At 76.6% G+C, this 16045-nt stretch carries 16 protein-coding genes; 5 read left to right on the forward strand and 11 right to left on the reverse strand.

Going from position 1 to position 16045, the window contains the following annotated elements; all coding sequences use genetic code 11:
* Positions 1-95: 95 nt before the first annotated feature.
* Entirely contained in the window at positions 96-992 is an 897-nt protein-coding gene (locus CNO22_RS18965; protein WP_100500837.1) for a LysR family transcriptional regulator ArgP, read from the reverse strand.
* A gap of 76 nt (positions 993-1068) precedes the next feature.
* Here CNO22_RS18965 and CNO22_RS18970 point away from each other — a divergent pair, with 76 nt between their 5' ends.
* Positions 1069-1692, forward strand: coding sequence for a LysE/ArgO family amino acid transporter (locus tag CNO22_RS18970; RefSeq protein WP_100500838.1), 624 nt, complete (start codon positions 1069-1071; stop codon positions 1690-1692).
* A 66-nt stretch (positions 1693-1758) separates the two neighbouring features.
* Here CNO22_RS18970 and CNO22_RS18975 read toward each other — a convergent pair whose 3' ends face one another.
* The 5 genes from CNO22_RS18975 to CNO22_RS18990 form a co-directional block, all read right to left on the reverse strand.
* Entirely contained in the window at positions 1759-2610 is an 852-nt protein-coding gene (locus CNO22_RS18975) for a RecB family exonuclease (protein ID WP_100500851.1), read from the reverse strand.
* A 10-nt stretch (positions 2611-2620) separates the two neighbouring features.
* Positions 2621-3496 carry a PHP domain-containing protein gene (locus tag CNO22_RS18980; RefSeq protein WP_100500839.1) on the reverse strand — a complete coding sequence of 292 codons (876 nt, stop codon included), beginning with the start codon at positions 3494-3496 and terminating at the stop codon, positions 2621-2623.
* Positions 3496-4242 (reverse strand): PH domain-containing protein, encoded by a 747-nt coding sequence (locus CNO22_RS18985; RefSeq protein ID WP_100500840.1) that lies wholly within the window; start codon positions 4240-4242, stop codon positions 3496-3498. Before CNO22_RS18985 ends, CNO22_RS18980 begins: the two co-directional genes overlap by 1 nt.
* Before the next feature lie 6 nt (positions 4243-4248).
* Positions 4249-4401: a hypothetical protein gene (locus CNO22_RS28470; protein ID WP_198588438.1), complete on the reverse strand. Its 153-nt coding sequence runs from the start codon at positions 4399-4401 to the stop codon at positions 4249-4251.
* A gap of 136 nt (positions 4402-4537) precedes the next feature.
* Positions 4538-5161 (reverse strand): DUF6758 family protein, encoded by a 624-nt coding sequence (locus tag CNO22_RS18990; protein WP_100500841.1) that lies wholly within the window; start codon positions 5159-5161, stop codon positions 4538-4540.
* A 75-nt stretch (positions 5162-5236) separates the two neighbouring features.
* Between CNO22_RS18990 and CNO22_RS18995 the strand changes: the two genes are divergently transcribed.
* Positions 5237-5662 carry an NUDIX hydrolase gene (locus tag CNO22_RS18995; RefSeq protein WP_232807169.1) on the forward strand — a complete coding sequence of 142 codons (426 nt, stop codon included), beginning with the start codon at positions 5237-5239 and terminating at the stop codon, positions 5660-5662.
* 25 nt (positions 5663-5687) lie between these two features.
* Here the strand turns inward: CNO22_RS18995 and CNO22_RS19000 are convergent, their stop codons facing one another.
* Positions 5688-6197: a MaoC family dehydratase gene (locus CNO22_RS19000; protein ID WP_100500843.1), complete on the reverse strand. Its 510-nt coding sequence runs from the start codon at positions 6195-6197 to the stop codon at positions 5688-5690.
* 137 nt (positions 6198-6334) lie between these two features.
* On the opposite strand from CNO22_RS19000, the gene CNO22_RS19005 reads away from it, so the two are divergent.
* Together CNO22_RS19005 and CNO22_RS19010 are read left to right on the forward strand one after the other, a co-directional pair.
* A complete protein-coding gene (locus CNO22_RS19005; RefSeq protein ID WP_232807170.1) occupies positions 6335-6835 on the forward strand; it encodes a hypothetical protein in 501 nt (166 codons plus the stop codon).
* A complete protein-coding gene (locus CNO22_RS19010) occupies positions 6832-7791 on the forward strand; it encodes an HTTM domain-containing protein (protein WP_100500845.1) in 960 nt (319 codons plus the stop codon). Before CNO22_RS19005 ends, CNO22_RS19010 begins: the two co-directional genes overlap by 4 nt.
* A gap of 34 nt (positions 7792-7825) precedes the next feature.
* On the opposite strand, the gene CNO22_RS19015 is transcribed toward CNO22_RS19010, so the two are convergent.
* Entirely contained in the window at positions 7826-8119 is a 294-nt protein-coding gene (locus CNO22_RS19015) for a WXG100 family type VII secretion target (protein ID WP_100500846.1), read from the reverse strand.
* A gap of 152 nt (positions 8120-8271) precedes the next feature.
* Here CNO22_RS19015 and CNO22_RS19020 point away from each other — a divergent pair, with 152 nt between their 5' ends.
* Positions 8272-12438 carry an FtsK/SpoIIIE domain-containing protein gene (locus CNO22_RS19020; RefSeq protein WP_198588439.1) on the forward strand — a complete coding sequence of 1389 codons (4167 nt, stop codon included), beginning with the start codon at positions 8272-8274 and terminating at the stop codon, positions 12436-12438.
* 20 nt (positions 12439-12458) lie between these two features.
* On the opposite strand, the gene CNO22_RS19025 is transcribed toward CNO22_RS19020, so the two are convergent.
* The 3 genes from CNO22_RS19025 to CNO22_RS29760 all read right to left on the reverse strand — a co-directional run bounded on the left by CNO22_RS19025 (position 12459) and on the right by CNO22_RS29760 (position 15942).
* Positions 12459-12965: a DUF6912 family protein gene (locus CNO22_RS19025; RefSeq protein ID WP_232807171.1), complete on the reverse strand. Its 507-nt coding sequence runs from the start codon at positions 12963-12965 to the stop codon at positions 12459-12461.
* A 78-nt stretch (positions 12966-13043) separates the two neighbouring features.
* A complete protein-coding gene (locus CNO22_RS19030) occupies positions 13044-14423 on the reverse strand; it encodes a WS/DGAT/MGAT family O-acyltransferase (protein WP_100500849.1) in 1380 nt (459 codons plus the stop codon).
* Between the two features lie 85 nt (positions 14424-14508).
* Positions 14509-15942, reverse strand: a complete 1434-nt coding sequence (locus CNO22_RS29760) for an AAA family ATPase (protein WP_269799610.1) — start codon at positions 15940-15942, stop codon at positions 14509-14511.
* Positions 15943-16045: the final 103 nt, after the last annotated feature.

Here is a 16045-nt window from a genome sequence, read left to right on the forward strand (position 1 = left end):
ACATGCTGAGGCTGGGAAGTGCCCTGCACGACCCAAATCGTTCTCGCGCTCCCCGCTCGCACCGGGCAGACACGCCGAGGTTGTTCAGCAGGCTCCTAGCCGGACGGCGGCGGCCCCGGCGCCTGGTCCAGCTCCCGCCGTGCCGTGGACCGGACCGCCTCGGCGACCCGGTCCAGCGACGGGGAGCGCAGCTTCCACTGCTGCCAGTACAGGACGACGTCGACCGCACCACCGGGGTCGAGGTCGACCAGCTCCCCGGGCGGCTCCTGCTGGCGCGGGACCATGCCCCAGCCGAACCCGAGCCGCACCGCGGTCACGTAGTCCGCGGACGCGGGGACGTGGTGCACCGGGGGCCTGTCGGTGTCGACCCCGCGGGCTCGCAGGTAGCTGTACTGCAGGTCGTCGGTGCGGTCGAAGACCACGACCGGTGCGCGGGCGAGCGTCTCCTCGGTGACGCCGTCGGGGAACCACCGCTCGACGAAGGCGGCGGTGGCCATCGGCCGGTAGCGGACGCTCCCCAGCCGGGAGACGGTGCACCCCGGCACCGGCTGGGCGTCCGCCGTGATCGCGGCCATCACCCGGCCGTCGCGCAGCAGCGCGGCGGTGCGCTCCTGGTCCTCGCGGTGCAGGTCGAAGGCGAGGTCGCCGGCCAGGGGTGCCAGCGCGGGCAGCACCCACGTGGCCAGCGAGTCGGCGTTGACCGCGATCGGCAGGACGACCGGTCCCCGCGCCTCGTCCCCGACCAGCTGCCGGGTCAGGTCGGCGGTGAGCACCGCCACCTGCCGGGCCAGGCGCAGCACCGCCTGACCGGACTCGGTGACCCGCACCGGCCTGCTGCGCACCAGCAGCACCCGGCCGGTCGCCGTCTCGAGCGCCTTGAGCCGTTGACTGACGGCGCTCGGGGTGATGTGCAGCGCCTGGGCGGCGCCGTCCAGCGAACCTGCGGCGACGGTCGCCTCCAGGGCCCGCAACTGGGCCAGGTCGAGCTCCATCCCTCCATCAGATCCACTTCAGGTGCGGAAGGAAAGCAAGCAGCACTGTCGGTCGGGGCCTGTCTACCGTCCCGGCGTGCCTCCTCCTCTGGTCGCCGCTGCCGCCGGCCTCGGCCTCGGCCTGTCGCTCATCGTGGCGATCGGCGCACAGAACGCCTTCGTGCTCCGCCAGGGGCTGCGCGCCGAGCACGTCGCAGCCGTCGTCGGCGTCTGCCTGGTCTCCGACGTCGCGCTCATCGCCGCCGGCACGGTCGGCGCCGGGGCGCTGGTGACCCGGGTGCCGGAGCTGCTGACCGTGGTCTGCCTCGCCGGTGCGGCCTTCCTGCTGGTCTACGGGGCGATGGCCGCCCGGCGTGCGTTGCGCCCGGCCGCGCTGGTCACCGAGGAGGCCGGACGCCGGGCCGGACTGCTCGTCACCGTGACCACCTGCCTGGCGCTCACGTGGCTCAACCCGCACGTCTACCTGGACACCGTGGTGTTGCTCGGCTCGCTGGCCAGCACCTGGGACGACGAGCGGTGGTGGTTCGCCGGCGGCGCCGTGCTCGGCAGCGCCGTGTGGTTCACCGGGCTGGGCTACGGGGCGCGGCTGCTGCGCCCGGTGTTCGCCCGGCCGGCCGCCTGGCGGGTGCTCGACGCGGCCATCGCCGTCGTCATGGTGTCCCTCGCGGTCTCCCTCGCCCTGCGCGGCGCCGCCGGTTGAAGGAGGACCCCCACCCCTCCAGGCTCGGGACGGGGCCGGCGGGACCCGGGACGGCGCCGCCGCGGATCAGTCGGCGGGCGTCTCCTCGGGCAGGAAGCTCCAGGTCTCCCGCGACGGGGTGGCCGCCCGCCCGACCGCGCAGCTGGGCCGGAAGTCGCACCAGCCGCACTGCCGGCCGGGGACCGCGGGGAAGGCGACGTCCGGGTCCTCCCCGCCGTCGACGGCCGCGGTGGCCGCGGCGATGTCGGCGGCGACGTCCTCGGCCCGCCGGACGTGGTTGGCCAGCGACCGGTCGGTGTGCTCGAACGCGGCCACCGTGCCCGACGGCAGGTGGTGCAGCTCGACCCGGCTGCACGGCCGGCGGAGCGTCCGGCGCACACCGAGCACGTAGGCGGCCAGCGCGGGTGAGCCGCGGGCCTCGTCGTCGGTGGAGACCGAGCGCCCGGTCTTGTAGTCCACGATCACCAGCTCGTCGCCGCGCTGGTCGATCCGGTCGACCCGGCCGGACAGCGCCAGCCGCTCGGTGGTGGCGGCCACCTGCCGCTCGGTGCCGACCGGCTCGTCGGCCGGGTCGAGGCCGGTCACGTAGTCGGTGAGCCAGCCCGCAGCCCGGGCCCGCCACCGCTCGGACTGCTCGGCGTCGCGGAAGCCGGCGGTCGACCAGACCCCGTACAGCAGCTGGCGCGCCGCGGCCGGGGTGCGCTGGGGCAGTGGCAGCTCCCACCAGGAACGCAGCGCGGCGTGCACCGCCGAGCCGACGCTGTTGTGCGCCCACGCCGGGCCCTTGGCCGGGGTGGGCCGGTCGACGTAGGCGTGCCGGTAGCGGCGCGGGCAGTCGCTGAAGGCGGCCAGCTTGCTCGGCGTCGCCGGGAACAGCCGCCGCGGCATGCCCGGCATCTCCAGCTGTGCGCCTCCCATGCCGGCCACGCTAACCGGGGGTGCCGACGGTCCCGGGGAACGGCGTGGCCCCCGTGCCGGCGGCCAGCAGCGCCTCGTACTGGTCGGGCGCGGTGGTGCAGGCCGCGATCGGCGTCGTCTTGTTGCTGCCGTGGTAGTCGCTGGAGCCGGTGACCAGCAGCCGGAGCTCGCCGGCCAGCCCCCGCATGTGGGCGCGCTCGTCCGGGTCGTGGTCGGGGTGGTCGACCTCCAGGCCGAGCAACCCGGCCTCCGCCATCGCCGCGATCGCCTCGTCGCCCACCACCCGGCCGCGCCGGGTGGCCAGGCCGTGGGCGAACACCGGCACCCCGCCGGCCGCGCGCACCAGGGCGATGCCGTCGAGCACGTCGGTGTCGGCCTTGGCGACGTAGAAGGGGCTGCGGTGGTGCAGCAGCGTGGCGAAGGCGTGGTCGACGGACTCGACGACGCCCGCCTCGACCAGGGCGCGGGCCACGTGCGGCCGGCCCACCACCCCGCCGCCGGCGCGCTCGACGATCTCGTCCCAGACGACCGGGTGCCCGGCGTCGGCGAGCGCGGCGACGATCCGTTCGCCGCGGCCGAGCCGCTCCTGGCGCAGCCGCGCCCGCTCCGCGCTGAGGGCCGGGTGCTCGGGGTCGAAGAGGTAGGCCAGCAGGTGCACGCTGATCGGCGGCGCCCCGGCCGGGAACCAGCGGCAGGACAGCTCCATCCCGGGGACGACGGTCAGCCCGTCGGGGCGGGAGCGCTCGGCCTCGGCCCAGCCGGCGGTGGTGTCGTGGTCGGTGAGCGCGACGACGTCCAGGCCCGCGGCCCGGCCGGCGGCGAGCAGCTCGGCGGGGCTGTCGGTGCCGTCGGACACCGACGAGTGGGTGTGCAGGTCGATGCGCATCAGCGCCCAGCCTGCCGCACCCGTCGCCCGGCCACCCGTGGGGAGCGTGGACGCCGCGGCGGCAACGGCGGGATCGGCTCGGTGTCCCGCCGTCCGTCGCCCGGTGCGCCGGGAGCGGAGCCGTCCGGCGCGGGACGGTCCGGCGGTGGGGGCAGCGGCGGGCCGGACTGCCGCGGCGACGGCTCGGCCTGGCCCTCGTCGTCCCCTCTGTCGGCGCCGTTGCTGCCGAACAGCAGGTCGCTCACGTCGCGGTAGAGCACGTCCGCCCGCGGCAGGTAGGTGATCTCGGAGAGCGCCTGCTGCTGGCCGGCCGACTCGAAGCGGAAGGTGCCGTAGCCGAGCAGCTGGCCGAACAGCGTCTCCTTGTACGTCAGGTCGGTGATCCGGCGCAGCGGCAGCAGGGCCACGGTCCGGACGATGATGCCGCTGGTCAGCAGCACCCGGCGGTTGGTGACGATGAAGTGCCGCATCCACCACTCGCTGACCCGCAGCGTGAGGTGGCCCAGCGCGCCGACGAGCACGAGGAAGCCGGCGGTGGTCGGCAGCCGGTTCTCCGGGTCGAGCGTCAGCAGCCAGAGTCCGACGGCCAGCGCCGGGACCGCCTTCGTCACGGGGACCGCGAGCACCGCCCAGTGCCGGCGGGTGGCGACGACGGGCGGCTTCTCGTGCGGGAGCAGGTACTTGTCGGCGTCCTTGCTCCACCGCGGCCGGCGGCCGTCGGGGGCAGGTGTCGCCGGGCCGCCCACGCCGGCCTAGGCGAGGGACTCGAAGAACGAGGCCAGCGAGGACGCCGCGTCGCCGAGGGCTTGGCCGGCGGAGCGGACGAAGTCGGCGGAGCTCTCGGGCGCCGAGATGACGTAGAAGACGACGAAGGCGAGTGCCAACCAGGTGAGGACCTTCTTCACCGTCACCTCCGCGGTGGCAGTCGGGTGGGCGCGCGGACGGGGCCGTCCACATGGCGAGCCCCATGGGTAACACACGCCGCAGGGCTCCCTCCCCGGGACACGCCGCCGGGGATGCGGGTCGACCCGGTCCGGTCCGTCACGGTCCCGGGAGCAGGTGCTCGCTGGGCGGGCCCAGCGGCAGGTCGGGGTAGAGACGCTCGCGCAGGTCGAGCAACTGGAGCCGCTCGGCGAGCAGCCACGCGGCCGACATCGGCCACATGACCAGCCACAACCAGACGCCGAAGGCCTCCCCCACGAAGGCGGCCCGGTCGTCGGAGGTGGGCACCGCCCACAGCGGCGCACGCTGCCCGGCGGCCTCGACGTCAGCCGACGAGGGGCCGGATATGACGTCGCCGGGGTCGAGGCCGGGCAGCCCGGCGTACCCGCAGCCGACGCCGGTGCCCGGCTCCTCGGCGACGAGCACCAGCTCGGCCGAGCCGCCCAGCGGCGCCGGCCCGGCGCAGTCGACGACGATCGCGCGGGCGCCGGGCTCCCCGCCCCACGCCAGGCCGGTGACCGTCCAGCCCGGCGGCATCGGGTCGGGCACCCAGGCGGGCACCCGGGCGTCGGCGGTGACCGCGGCGATGGCGTCGTGCGCCACGAGCAGGGTGTGGTGCAGCGGCGTCACGGCGCCGTGCACGTGGCACCAGGCCTGAGCCGAGTTCCCGGGGCGGACGACCACGCGCTCGCCGCAGCGGGGACAGACCGTGGTGGCAGTCATCGGGCATCACCGTCCTGTGACCTGACGTGTTCGTCAAGCGCTGGCCCCAGCGGGGCCGTGCGTACCGTTCGGGGCGTGCCGCCCGCCGCCGACGACGCCCTGCCGGTCGTCGCCTGCGTCGGTGCGGTGGTGCTCGACCCCCGCGGCCGGCTGCTGCTGGTCCGGCGGGGGAACGAGCCCTCGCGCGGACTGTGGTCGGTGCCCGGCGGCCGGGTCGAGCCCGGGGAGTCGGTGGCCGCGGCCGTCGAGCGCGAGGTGCGCGAGGAGACCGGGCTGGCGGTGCGGGCCGGCGCCGAGGTGGGCCGGGTGCGGATCCCGGGCCCCGGCGTCGTCTACGACGTCGTGGACCTGGCCTGCACGCTGCTCGACCCGGCGGCCACGCCGGTCGCCGGGGACGACGCGGACGACGTCACCTTCGCCGACGCGGCCGCCCTCGCACGGCTGACCTGCACGCCGCGGCTGCTGGAGACGCTGCGCGGCTGGGGCGTGCTGCCGTCCTGAGCGGGGTCGGCAGCACGCCCGCCGGTCAGCTGCGGGGCTTCGGCTCCGGGCGGCCGGGCTGCTCGCCGCCGCGGGCCTCGCCGTAGGACCGCTTGGGCACCATGACCTTGCGCCGGAAGACGCACACGACGGTGCCGTCCTGCTTGTAGCCGATTGTCTCGACGTACACGACGCCGCGGTCGTCCTTCGACTTCGACTCGGTCTTGTCCAGCACCGTCGTCTCGCCGTAGATGGTGTCGCCGTGGAAGGTCGGCGCCACGTGCCGCAGCGACTCGATCTCCAGGTTGGCGATGGCCTTGCCCGACACGTCCGGGACGCTCATGCCGAGCAGCAGCGAGTAGACGTAGTTGCCGACGACGACGTTCTTGCCGAAGTCGGTGGTCTCCGCCGCGTAGTGGGTGTCCAGGTGCAGCGGGTGGTGGTTCATCGTGATGAGGCAGAACAGGTGGTCGTCGTACTCGGTGACGGTCTTGCCCGGCCAGTGCTTGTAGACGGCACCGACCTCGAACTCCTCGTAGTACCGACCGAACTGCACGTGCTGCCTCCATGGTGTCGACGCTGACATCGGGGCACCGGGCGCTCGCGGGACACGGGCCCACCACGCCCGGCGGGCCAGCTGCCCACCACGCGTCGGTGACCCATCTGGACGGCCGCCGATCCTACGATGCGCCCGTGGCCCCGGCTCCCCGTGTTCCGGACACCGGGGAGCCCGGTGTCCTGACGCTCCCCCCCACCGGCCGGCGGGTCCGGCTCGCGGCCACCGGCGTGGTGCTGGCGCTGCTGCTCGGCGGCACGCTGTGGGGCAACGACTCCGAGTTCCCGTTCGGCCCGTTCCGGATGTACTCGACCCGCGCCGACCCCGATCGCCCTGTGGTCTCCACCAGCGTGGTGGGCGTGACCTCCGACGGCGACGAGGTGCGGCTCTCCGGCGGCGAGGTGGGCCTGCGCCGGGCGGAGTTCGAGGGGCAGCTGCCCCGCCTCGTCGAGGAGCCGGAGCTGCTGGGCCTGCTCGCCGGGTCCTACGCCGCCCGCCACCCCGACGCCGAGCCGCTGGTGGCGGTGCGGGTGGTGCAGCGGCGGCACGCGCTCGACGACGGTCGGCGCACCGGCGAGGTCACCGAGAGCGTGCTCGTCGACCACGCCGTGCCGAGCGACCAGGAGGGCGCCCCGTGAGCACGACCGCCTCCCCCGGAGCAGGCGTGACCGCCGCGGCGCCGTCGCCCGCCGGCCGCCGCGAGTGGTCGGGCTGGTGGTTCCGGCCCGTCCCGCTGGCGCGCATCGCGGTGTTCCGCACCATCGCCTACCTGTTCGTGCCGGTCGACGTCTTCCTCACCACGGCCTGGGTGCGGGCGCACGCCGACGTCCCGACCGAGTGGTACGCGCCGCTGACCATCGGCCAGCTGCTGCCGCTCCCGACGCCCACCCCGGCGGTCGTGTCCGTCGTGCAGTGGGCGCTCGTCGGGACCGCCCTGGTGGCGGCCACCGGCCGGGCGCCCCGCGTGCTGGGCACCGCGGTGTTCCTCCTCTACTTCCAGTGGATGGTCATCGCGATGAGCTACGGGAAGGTGGACCACGACCGGATCGCCTACCTCGTCGCGCTGGCGGTGCTGCCCACCATCGGGCGGGTGCGGTGGCGCGACAAGCGTTCCTCGGAAGCGGCCGGCTGGGCCATGGCGGCGGTCTTCGTCACCGTCATGCTGACCTACTTCCTGGCCGCCTGGGCCAAGATGCGCTTCGGCGGCTGGGACTGGGCCACGGGTTCCACGCTGGCCCGGGCGATCGTGCGGCGCGGCACCGTGCTGTCGGACTGGCTCCTCGAGACGCCCGGCCTGTTGGTGGGCGCCCAGTGGGCGATGCTGGCGCTGGAGTTTGCCGCACCGCTGATGCTGCTCGTCTGGTCGACCCGCGCGCGGGTCGCGCTGGTGGCCTTCCTGCTCGGCTTCCACCTGGCCGTCTACGCCAGCGTGGCGATCATCTTCCTGCCGCACTGCGTCGCGATCCTGTCGATCCTGCCGTGGGAGCGGCTGCCCGACGCCACCCGCCGGCTGCGTGCCCGGAGCGGCGGCGGGCGCCCGGCCGAGGTCGCCCCGGCCGGGGCCGCGCCGGCCGGGGCCGCGCCCCCGGGCTGAGCCGGCACCGGCCCCGGGTCGGACGAGGGCCCGGTCAGATCAGCGCGCCGATGCGGGCCGCCATGTCCGCCTCGTGCTGCTGGTAGGACGCCGCCACGCTGCTGAGCAGACCGCCCATGCCGGTGAGCGCGTCGCTGACCCCCTGGGCGCTGAGCCGCCACTGCTCGTAGAGCTCGGTGAACCGGGCCGCGGCCTGGCTGTCGGTCCACCCCTCGAGCACCGAGGCGTCCACGCTGCCCGACAGGGTGGTGTGGCGGGCGGTGGTCTCGGCGGCCTCGGCGCGGCACTGCCCGGCCAGGGACTGCAGGGTGGCGATCTCGACCTTCACGTGTCCTCCTCGTGGTCCGGGTCCCTCCCGGTCGGGGCGGACGGTAGGTGCCCGGTCCCTCGCGCCGGCCCGGGTCGTCCACAGGCCCGTCCGCCGTCCACAGAGGGGCAGGCGGACCCCACGGAGCCGGGTGCGACCGCCAGGGTCGCGACGTGCCCGCCCGCTCCCCCGCCACCCGCTGCTGGACCCTCGTCACGTCCGGCGGCGCCCTCGACGTGGCGCTCTCCGCCTGTGACGACGAGCGGCTCGGCGCCGTCCTACCACCGCTGGCCGCCGCGCTCGGCCTGCCGTCCGCGGAGCTCTGGTTCGGCAGTACCCGGCTGGACCCCGACCTGCCGCTGACCGACCCGGCGCTGCTGCACGGGGCGCTGGTGGGCCTGGGCCGGCCCGGTCCCCGCCCGAGCGCCGCGGTCGGGGCCAGTGCGCTGGAGCTGCACGTCGTGGGCGGCCCGGACGCCGGGACGGCGGTGCCCCTGGACCGCGGCCGGCACGTCGTCGGCCGCGGCGGCGACGCCACCGTCCGGCTGACCGACCCCGATATCTCCCGCCGGCACGTGCTCGTCGAGGTCGGCGCCGGCGACCTCACCGTCCGCGACCTCGGTTCCAGCAACGGCAGCGACCTGGACGGCGCACCCCTCGACGAGCAGCCGCGGCCGTGGCCGTCCGGAGCACCGCTCCGGTTGGGGGCCAGCACGCTGCGGACGACGGGTCCTGGCAGCGCCCGCGCCGCCGTCCGGCCCTGGGGTGGTGGACGGCTGCAGCTGCGCCCGCAGCCGCGCCTGCACCCGCCGCGCGAGGACGTCGAGGTCGCGCTGCCGGCCGCGCCGGCCGCGGCACCGCCCCGTCGGCTGGCATGGGCGGCCGTGGCCCTCCCGGCGCTCGGTGGCGTGGCCCTGGCCTGGGCGCTCGACGCGCCGCACTTCCTCTTCTTCGCGCTGCTCAGTCCGGTGGTGGCGGTCGGCACGTGGCTGTCCGACCGGTGGTCGGGCCGACGCACGACGCGACGGGCCCGGGCCGCGCACGCCGCGGAACTGGCCGAGGCCGAGGACCGGCTGGTCGCCGCCCTCCGCGCCGACGAGCGCGCGGCCGAGGCCGCCTCCCCGGACCTGGCCGCCCTGACCGCCGCGGCGCGCCGGCGGTCCACCGACCTCTGGCAGCGGCGCCGGGGGGACGCCGACGCGCTGGCCATGCGGATCGGCACCGGCCCCGGGGAGTCCCGGGTGGTGCGGGTGGGGCCCGACGGCGCCCGCGGTCGGGAGCCGTCGGACCGGTTGCCCGTCGTCGTCGAGCTGGCCGCCACCGGAGGGCTGGGCGTCGCCGGCCCGCGTGGGCCGGTCGTGGGGGTCCTCAACGGTGTCCTGGGCCAGCTGGCGGCGTTGCACGCGCCCGGCGAGGTGGCGCTGGCGCTGCTCACCACACCCGAGCGGCTGGCCGACTGGGCGTGGCTGCGGTGGCTGCCGCACCTCACCGCGGAGTCGGTGCACGTGCGCACCGCTCCCTCGGCCGACGACTCCGACGAGGACACCCTGCGGTGGCTGACGACCCTGGTGTCCCGGCGTACGGGCGGTGCGGAGAGCGCGCTCGGCTGGGTCGCCGTGCTGGTCGACCGGCCGGTCGGCCCGCGCGTGCTGACCGCCCTGCGCCGCGCGCAGGCCGTCCGGGTCGTCGTCCTCGGCTGCGGGCCGACGGCGGCGGACCTCCCCGGGCTCGGGGACGCCGTCCTGCTGCTCGGTGGCGAGACCGGTGAGCGGGCGACCCTGCTCCGGTCGGGTGCGGGCGAGCAGCCGGTGACGGCCGTCGACCGGCTGCCGCGTCGGGTGGCCGCCCAGCTGGCGCGCGACCTGGCCGCGCTGGCGCCGGCCGCCTCCGACGCCGCGCTCCCCCGGCAGGTGCGGCTGCTGGACCTGACGGCCGCCACGGTCGACGCCTGGTCGCGGGCGCGAGACTCCCTCGTCGCGACGCTGGGCCGTACCGCGACCGGGGACCTGTCGGTCGACCTGTGCCGGCACGGGCCGCACGCCCTGGTGGCCGGCACCACGGGCTCGGGCAAGTCCGAGTTCCTGCAGACGCTGATCGCCGGCCTGGCCCTGGCCCACCCGCCGGACCGGTGCTCGTTCCTGCTGGTCGACTACAAGGGCGGAGCAGCGTTCGCCGAGGCGGCCGAGCTCCCGCACACCGTCGGCCTGCTGACCGACCTCGACGGCGCGACGACGGCCCGGGCCCTGCGATCGCTCACCGCCGAGCTCACCCGCCGCGCGGCCCTGCTCGCCGCCCACGGCGTCCCCGACCTCGCCGCCCTGCCCGACGCGGTGGAGCTGGCCCGTCTGGTGATCATCGTCGACGAGTTCGCCGGGCTGGCCGAGGAGCTGCCCGCCTTCCTGTCCGGGCTCGTCGGCATCGCGCAGCGGGGTCGTTCGCTCGGCGTCCACCTGGTGCTGGCGACCCAGCGTCCCGCCGGCGTCGTCTCCCCCGAGATCCGGGCCAACTGCACGCTGCGCATCTGCCTGCGGACCACCGACGAGGCCGAGTCCCGCGACGTGCTGGGCTCGGCGCACGCCGCCGTCCTGCCGGTCGACGTCCCCGGCCGCGGGTACCTGAGGGCCGGCGGCGGCACGCCCGTGCTCTTCCAGACGGCACGGGTCAGCGGCGGGCCGCTGGCCGTCCGGGACACCGAGCCGCAGGTGACGCCGTGGCGCTGGCCGGCAGCCGCCGCGCCGGTGGTGGAGGAGGTGCCGGCCGGGTCCAGTGACCTGGCCCGGCTCACCTCCGAGCTCGGACGCCGGGCCGTCGAGACCGGACTGCCCCGGCCGCACCGGCCATGGCGTCCCGCCCTGCCCGACCGCCTCCGCCACACCGACCTGCGCACCCCTGCCGGGGACGGTCCGGACCACCGGCTGCGGCTGGGGCTCCTCGACCGACCGGACGCGCAGACGCAGGAGCCGCTGGAACTCGACCTGGTCCGGGCCGGCGGTTGGCTCGCCGTCGGCGGACCGCGCAGCGGGCGGACGACGTTCCTGCGGTCCGCGCTCGCCGAGGCGGTCACCGCGCTCGGCCCCGACCGGCTGCACGTGCACGTGCTCGACCACGGCGGCGGCGGACTGGCCGCGGCGGGGACCGGCCTGCCGCACACCGGCACCACGGTCGGCGGGGACGACGCCCTGCGGACCGTGCGGCTGCTGGACCGGCTGGCGCAGGAGGTGACCGCCCGTCGCGCCACACCGCCGACCGGACCACGCGCACACCTGTTGCTGCTCGTCGACGGCGTGGAGTCGGTCATGACCCAGCTCGACGAATCCGACCCCGGCCGGGGGTCGGCGGCGTTGCTGCGCCTCGTCCGCGACGGCGGGGCGGCCGGCCTGACCTGCCTGCTCACCGCCGACCGCGCCGTCCCGGGGGGCCGGCTGGCCAACGCCGTCGGCACCCGGCTGGTCCTGCCGCTGCCGGATCGGGCCGACTACGCCGTCGCCGGCATCCCCGCCCGCGACGTGCCCGGGCACCGGCCACCCGGTCGGGCACTGGTCGGCGAGGAGGCCCGGGAGTGCCAGCTCGTCCTGCCCCGCGCCCTGCCCACGACCTGGCCCGACACGTCCCGCTGCGAGCGTCCGCTGTCGATCCCCGAGCTCTCTCCGGCTCCTGTGCTGCCGCTGCCGGTGCCGGCCGGCGGCGGACACCCGCTGCTGCTGCCGGTCGGGCCGGGTGGTGACGAGGGTGGTGTGCTGACCGTCGACCTGGCCCGCACCGGCGGCCTGCTCGTCGTCGGGCCACCCGGCAGCGGACGCACCACGGCGCTACAGAGCTGGGCCCGCCACCTCACCGCGGCGGGGGTCGCGGTCGTGCAGGTGGTCCGGGACCGGCACCGGGCCGAGGCGGGAGCTGCCCCCGCCTCGCCCCTGCTGGACGCCACGGACCTCGCCGACTGGCAGGAGTGGCTGGCCGGACTGGGCGGGACACCCGGAGCCGTGGTCGTCGACGACTCCGCCGACCTGGCGGAGTCCGCCGTGTTCGGCGCGCTCACGGCGGCCGAGTCGGTGCCGGACGTCGTCTTGCTGGTGGCCGGGACGGCGGCCGAGCTGTCCGCCGCCTACCGGGGGCCGGTGCCCGCGCTGCGACGGCGGCGCAGCGGCCTGCTGCTGTCGCCGGGTCCCGGGGACGCCGACCTGCTGGGCATCCGGCTCCCCCGCACGCCGGTCCCCGCGCGCCCCGGCTCGGGCTGGCTGGCGGTGGCGGGTGCGGCGCAGCGGATGCAGGTCGCCCGCCGCGAAGCACCGGACCCGGTCCGTGCCACGGCTGGCGGCGGAGCCTGCGGTGCGACGTGGTGACCGACCGCACCGCCCGGCTGTCACAGCAGCTCGAGCAGCGTCCCGATCTCCTGGGTGGCGTACCAGGCGAGCTCGTGGCCCTCGGCCTGGTCGACGACGAACTGGGCGTCCTCGCTGCCGAGGTCGGCCTCGAGCACGACGGCGACCGCCGCCCGGACGTCGTCCTCGGCCTCCGCGCCGTCCACGTGCGCGCTGGCGACGTCGCCCAGGCCGACCTCGCCGGTGATGCGCACGGCACCGCGGTCGGCGTCCGGGTCCTCGACCGGGGCGACCGCGGAGTCGGGGACGTCGGCGGCCAGCGCGACCCGGCGGCGGGCGGCGGCGGGGTCGACGTCGATCAGCCGGAGACTGGCCCGCGCGGCCGCGAGGAGGGCGGCGTACTCCAGCTCCTCCTCGTCGGCCCCGGCGTCGCTGAGGGCGTAGAAGTCGCGCAGGTTCGGGGTGATCGCGAAGGCGGTGAGCGGCCCGGTCAGCCGCCCCTCGTCGACGAGCGTCCGCAGGACGTTCGTCGTGGCGGGCAGATACACACGCACCGGGCTGGCTCCTTCGTGCCGGGGGGAAGCCCGACGGTATCCCGGCGCCGGTGTGGCCCTGCCGGCCGCGGGTCAGCCCGCGGTCTCGACCAGGACGGCGAGCTCCTGCTCGATGAGGTCGGCGAGCACGTCGACGTCCCCCACGCCGTCGCGGTCGGCGTTCAGCCCGAAGAAGACGCGGCCGTCGTAGCTGGTGATGCCCACCGACAGCCCCTGACCCGGCGCCAGCGGGACCACCGGGAAGACCTCGAGCATGCGGGCGCCGGCGGCGTACAGGGGCACCTGCGGTCCCGGCACGTTGGTGACCACCAGGTTGGCCATCCGGCGGGACAGGCCGCGTGCCGCCCGGGCACCGAGGGCGTGCAGCGTGGGCGGGGCGAAGCCGGTGAGCGCGATGAGTGCGTCCGCGCCGACGGACCGGCCGTGCTGGCTCACGCCGCGCATCGCGTAGCTCAGCCGCGCCAGTCGCACCCGCGGGTTGGGCTCGCCGACGGGGAGGTCGACCAGGTAGCTCGACACCCGGTTGCCCGGCGCCTCCTCCTCCTCGCCCTGCACCGACACCGGCACCAGCGCCCGCACCGAGGTCGAGCCGAGGACCGCCTCGCCCCGCGACAGCAGCCAGTCCCGCAGCGCCCCGGTGACCACGGTCAGCAGCACGTCGTTGACCGTCCCGCCGTGCGCCTTGCGGACCCGCTTGACGTCGTCGAGCTCCACCCGTGCCACCGCCACCCGGCGCTGGCTGCCGCTGGTCGCGTTGAGGGGGCTGTGCGGGGCAGGGAACAGCGCCGACCGGGCCGCCCGCAGGGCTCCCCCGGCCGCACCGGTCAGTCGCGCGCCGGTGGCCCGGGCGTCGGTGACGGCGTGCCGCGCGGTCTCCACGACCGCGGTCGGGCGCGCCACGTACTCCGCCATGGCCTCGCCGACGAGCTGCAGCGCGCCGGGCAGCCGGCGGGGCCGCCACTGGTCGGGCGCGGGGACCGTCGCGTCCGGCGAGTCGTCGAGCAGGACCTGGCCGATGTCGACCGTGCCGAGCCCGTCGACCAGCGCCGGGTGCGTCTTGGTGATGACCGCGACCCGGCCCTCCGCCAGGCCCTCCACGAGGTAGACCTCCCACAGCGGCCGCCCCCGGTCCAGCGGTCGGGCGACGACCCGGGAGACGAGGTCGAGCAGCTGGGCCTGCGTCCCCGGCCGGGGTACCGCGGACCGGCGGACGTGGTACTCGACGTCGAAGTCCGGGTCGTCGGCCCACACCGGGTTGGCCAGGTGCCCGGGCACCTCGAGCACCCGCTGCCGGTAGCGCGGCACGAGCGGGAGCCGGGCCCGGACGAGCGAGGCGAGGGCGTCCAGGCCGCCCGCCGGGGGCTCGAGCACGAGGACGCCGGCCACGTGCATCGGGCTGTCCGGCTTCTCCAGGTAGAGGAACGACGCGTCCAGGGTGGTCAGGTGCTCCACCTTCGGTCTCCTCCCGATCGGTCTGCTCACGCTACGACGCGGCAGCACTGGACGGACAGCCCTGCGGGGAGTGGCGCCCGTCGCCTCAGCCGGCGCGTCGGCGCAGGCGGCGTCCCCGGCCGGACGCGGGCACCGGCATCCCGGTGAGCGCGGCGGCCACCGCCCGCAGCTCCGTGCGCAGTGGGGAGGACGGCGCGACCTCGGCCAGCGTCCGCCCCTCGGCCAGGGCGGCGTCGGTGGCACGTCGGTCGGCCGGGAGGAAGAAGGCCACCTCGCGGCCGGCGAAGCGCTCCAGGGCGTCGCCGATCTCCCGGCGGGGATCGCCGGGCACCGGCCCGCGCCGCACCTGGTTGACGACCACGACCGGGTCGACGTCGGGCAGCACGTCGCGCAGCTCACCGAGGGCCCGGATGCTGCGCTGCAGCGCCACGGGGTCCGCGCCGCTGACGCACAGGACGGTGTCCGCGGCCTCCAGGACGGTGAGCGTCACGCCGTTGCGCCGCGGCGCCGCGGTGTCGAAGGACAGCTCCTCGTCCTCCTCGAGGCTGAAGGCGCAGTCGACCACGGTGAGCTCGGCGCTGCGGCGCACCTCCTCCAGGACGGCGGCCACGGCGTGTGGCCGCAGCTCGGGCCAGCGATCCGCGCGCGCCAGCCCGGTCAGGACGCCCAGCCGCGGGCGCACGGCCCAGGCCAGCCGGCCGAGCGCCGCCTCGTCGAGGGCGCCGGCGGCCGCCTGCCGAGCGGCGCCGGCCAACCCGGGCGACTCGTCGAGGAGGCCGAGCACCTGCGCCACCACGCCGCCGTAGACGTCGGCGTCGACCAGCAGGGTGGGCACGTCCAGCCGGGCGGCCTCGTCGGCCAGCCCCACGGCGACGGTGGTGCGACCGGGCGCCCCGGTCGGGCCCCAGACCGCGACGATCCGGCCGCGGCCGGGCGACCGATCCGGTGCCGGCTCCGACAGCCCGTGGGCGGGCAGCGCGGCCCGCGGGTCGGCGATGTCCCGGCCGGTCGGTGGGCCACCGGCCACCGCGTCTCGCAGGGCGCGGGCGATGGTCTCGGGCTCGGCGTCGGCCGGCAGGACCCGACCGATCCCCAGGGCGTGGAGCCGGTCGGTGGCGCGCTGGTCGCCCGGGTCGACCAGTCCCACGACGGCCACGCCGGCCGCCGCCAGCCGGGCGACGACGTCCCCGTCGAGGCGCCGCAGGTCGGCCGACAGGAGCGCGGCCTGCGCGGTCCCGGTGGCGGCAGCGGCCAGCAGCTCCGAGACGTCCACGCACCGGCGGACGACGGTGACGCCGTGGTCGGCCCGGTCGAGCGCGCCCACCAGCGCGGACTCCCACCCCGCGCCGGTGACGGCGGTGAAGACCTGCACCGCCATCAGGGGGCCCCGGTCGCCGGGACGCCGGGCGCCACGGCTGCCTGCTCGGACGGCGGTGCGACCGACGGCGCGGGCGCGGCCGGAGCCGGGGCGACGGGCCCGGCCGCGGGCGGAGCCGCCCCGGCTCTGCCGCTTATACACATCTCCGAGCCCACGAGACCGTGCCAGATCCCGTAGCGCGTCGGCTGCGGGAAAGAATCTAGAACGCATCCACGATGCCAAGAGACCTGAGCGAATCTCATAT

The organism is Geodermatophilus chilensis (genome assembly GCF_002802985.1).
In the GTDB taxonomy this organism is placed as follows: Bacteria; Actinomycetota; Actinomycetes; order Mycobacteriales; family Geodermatophilaceae; genus Geodermatophilus; species Geodermatophilus chilensis.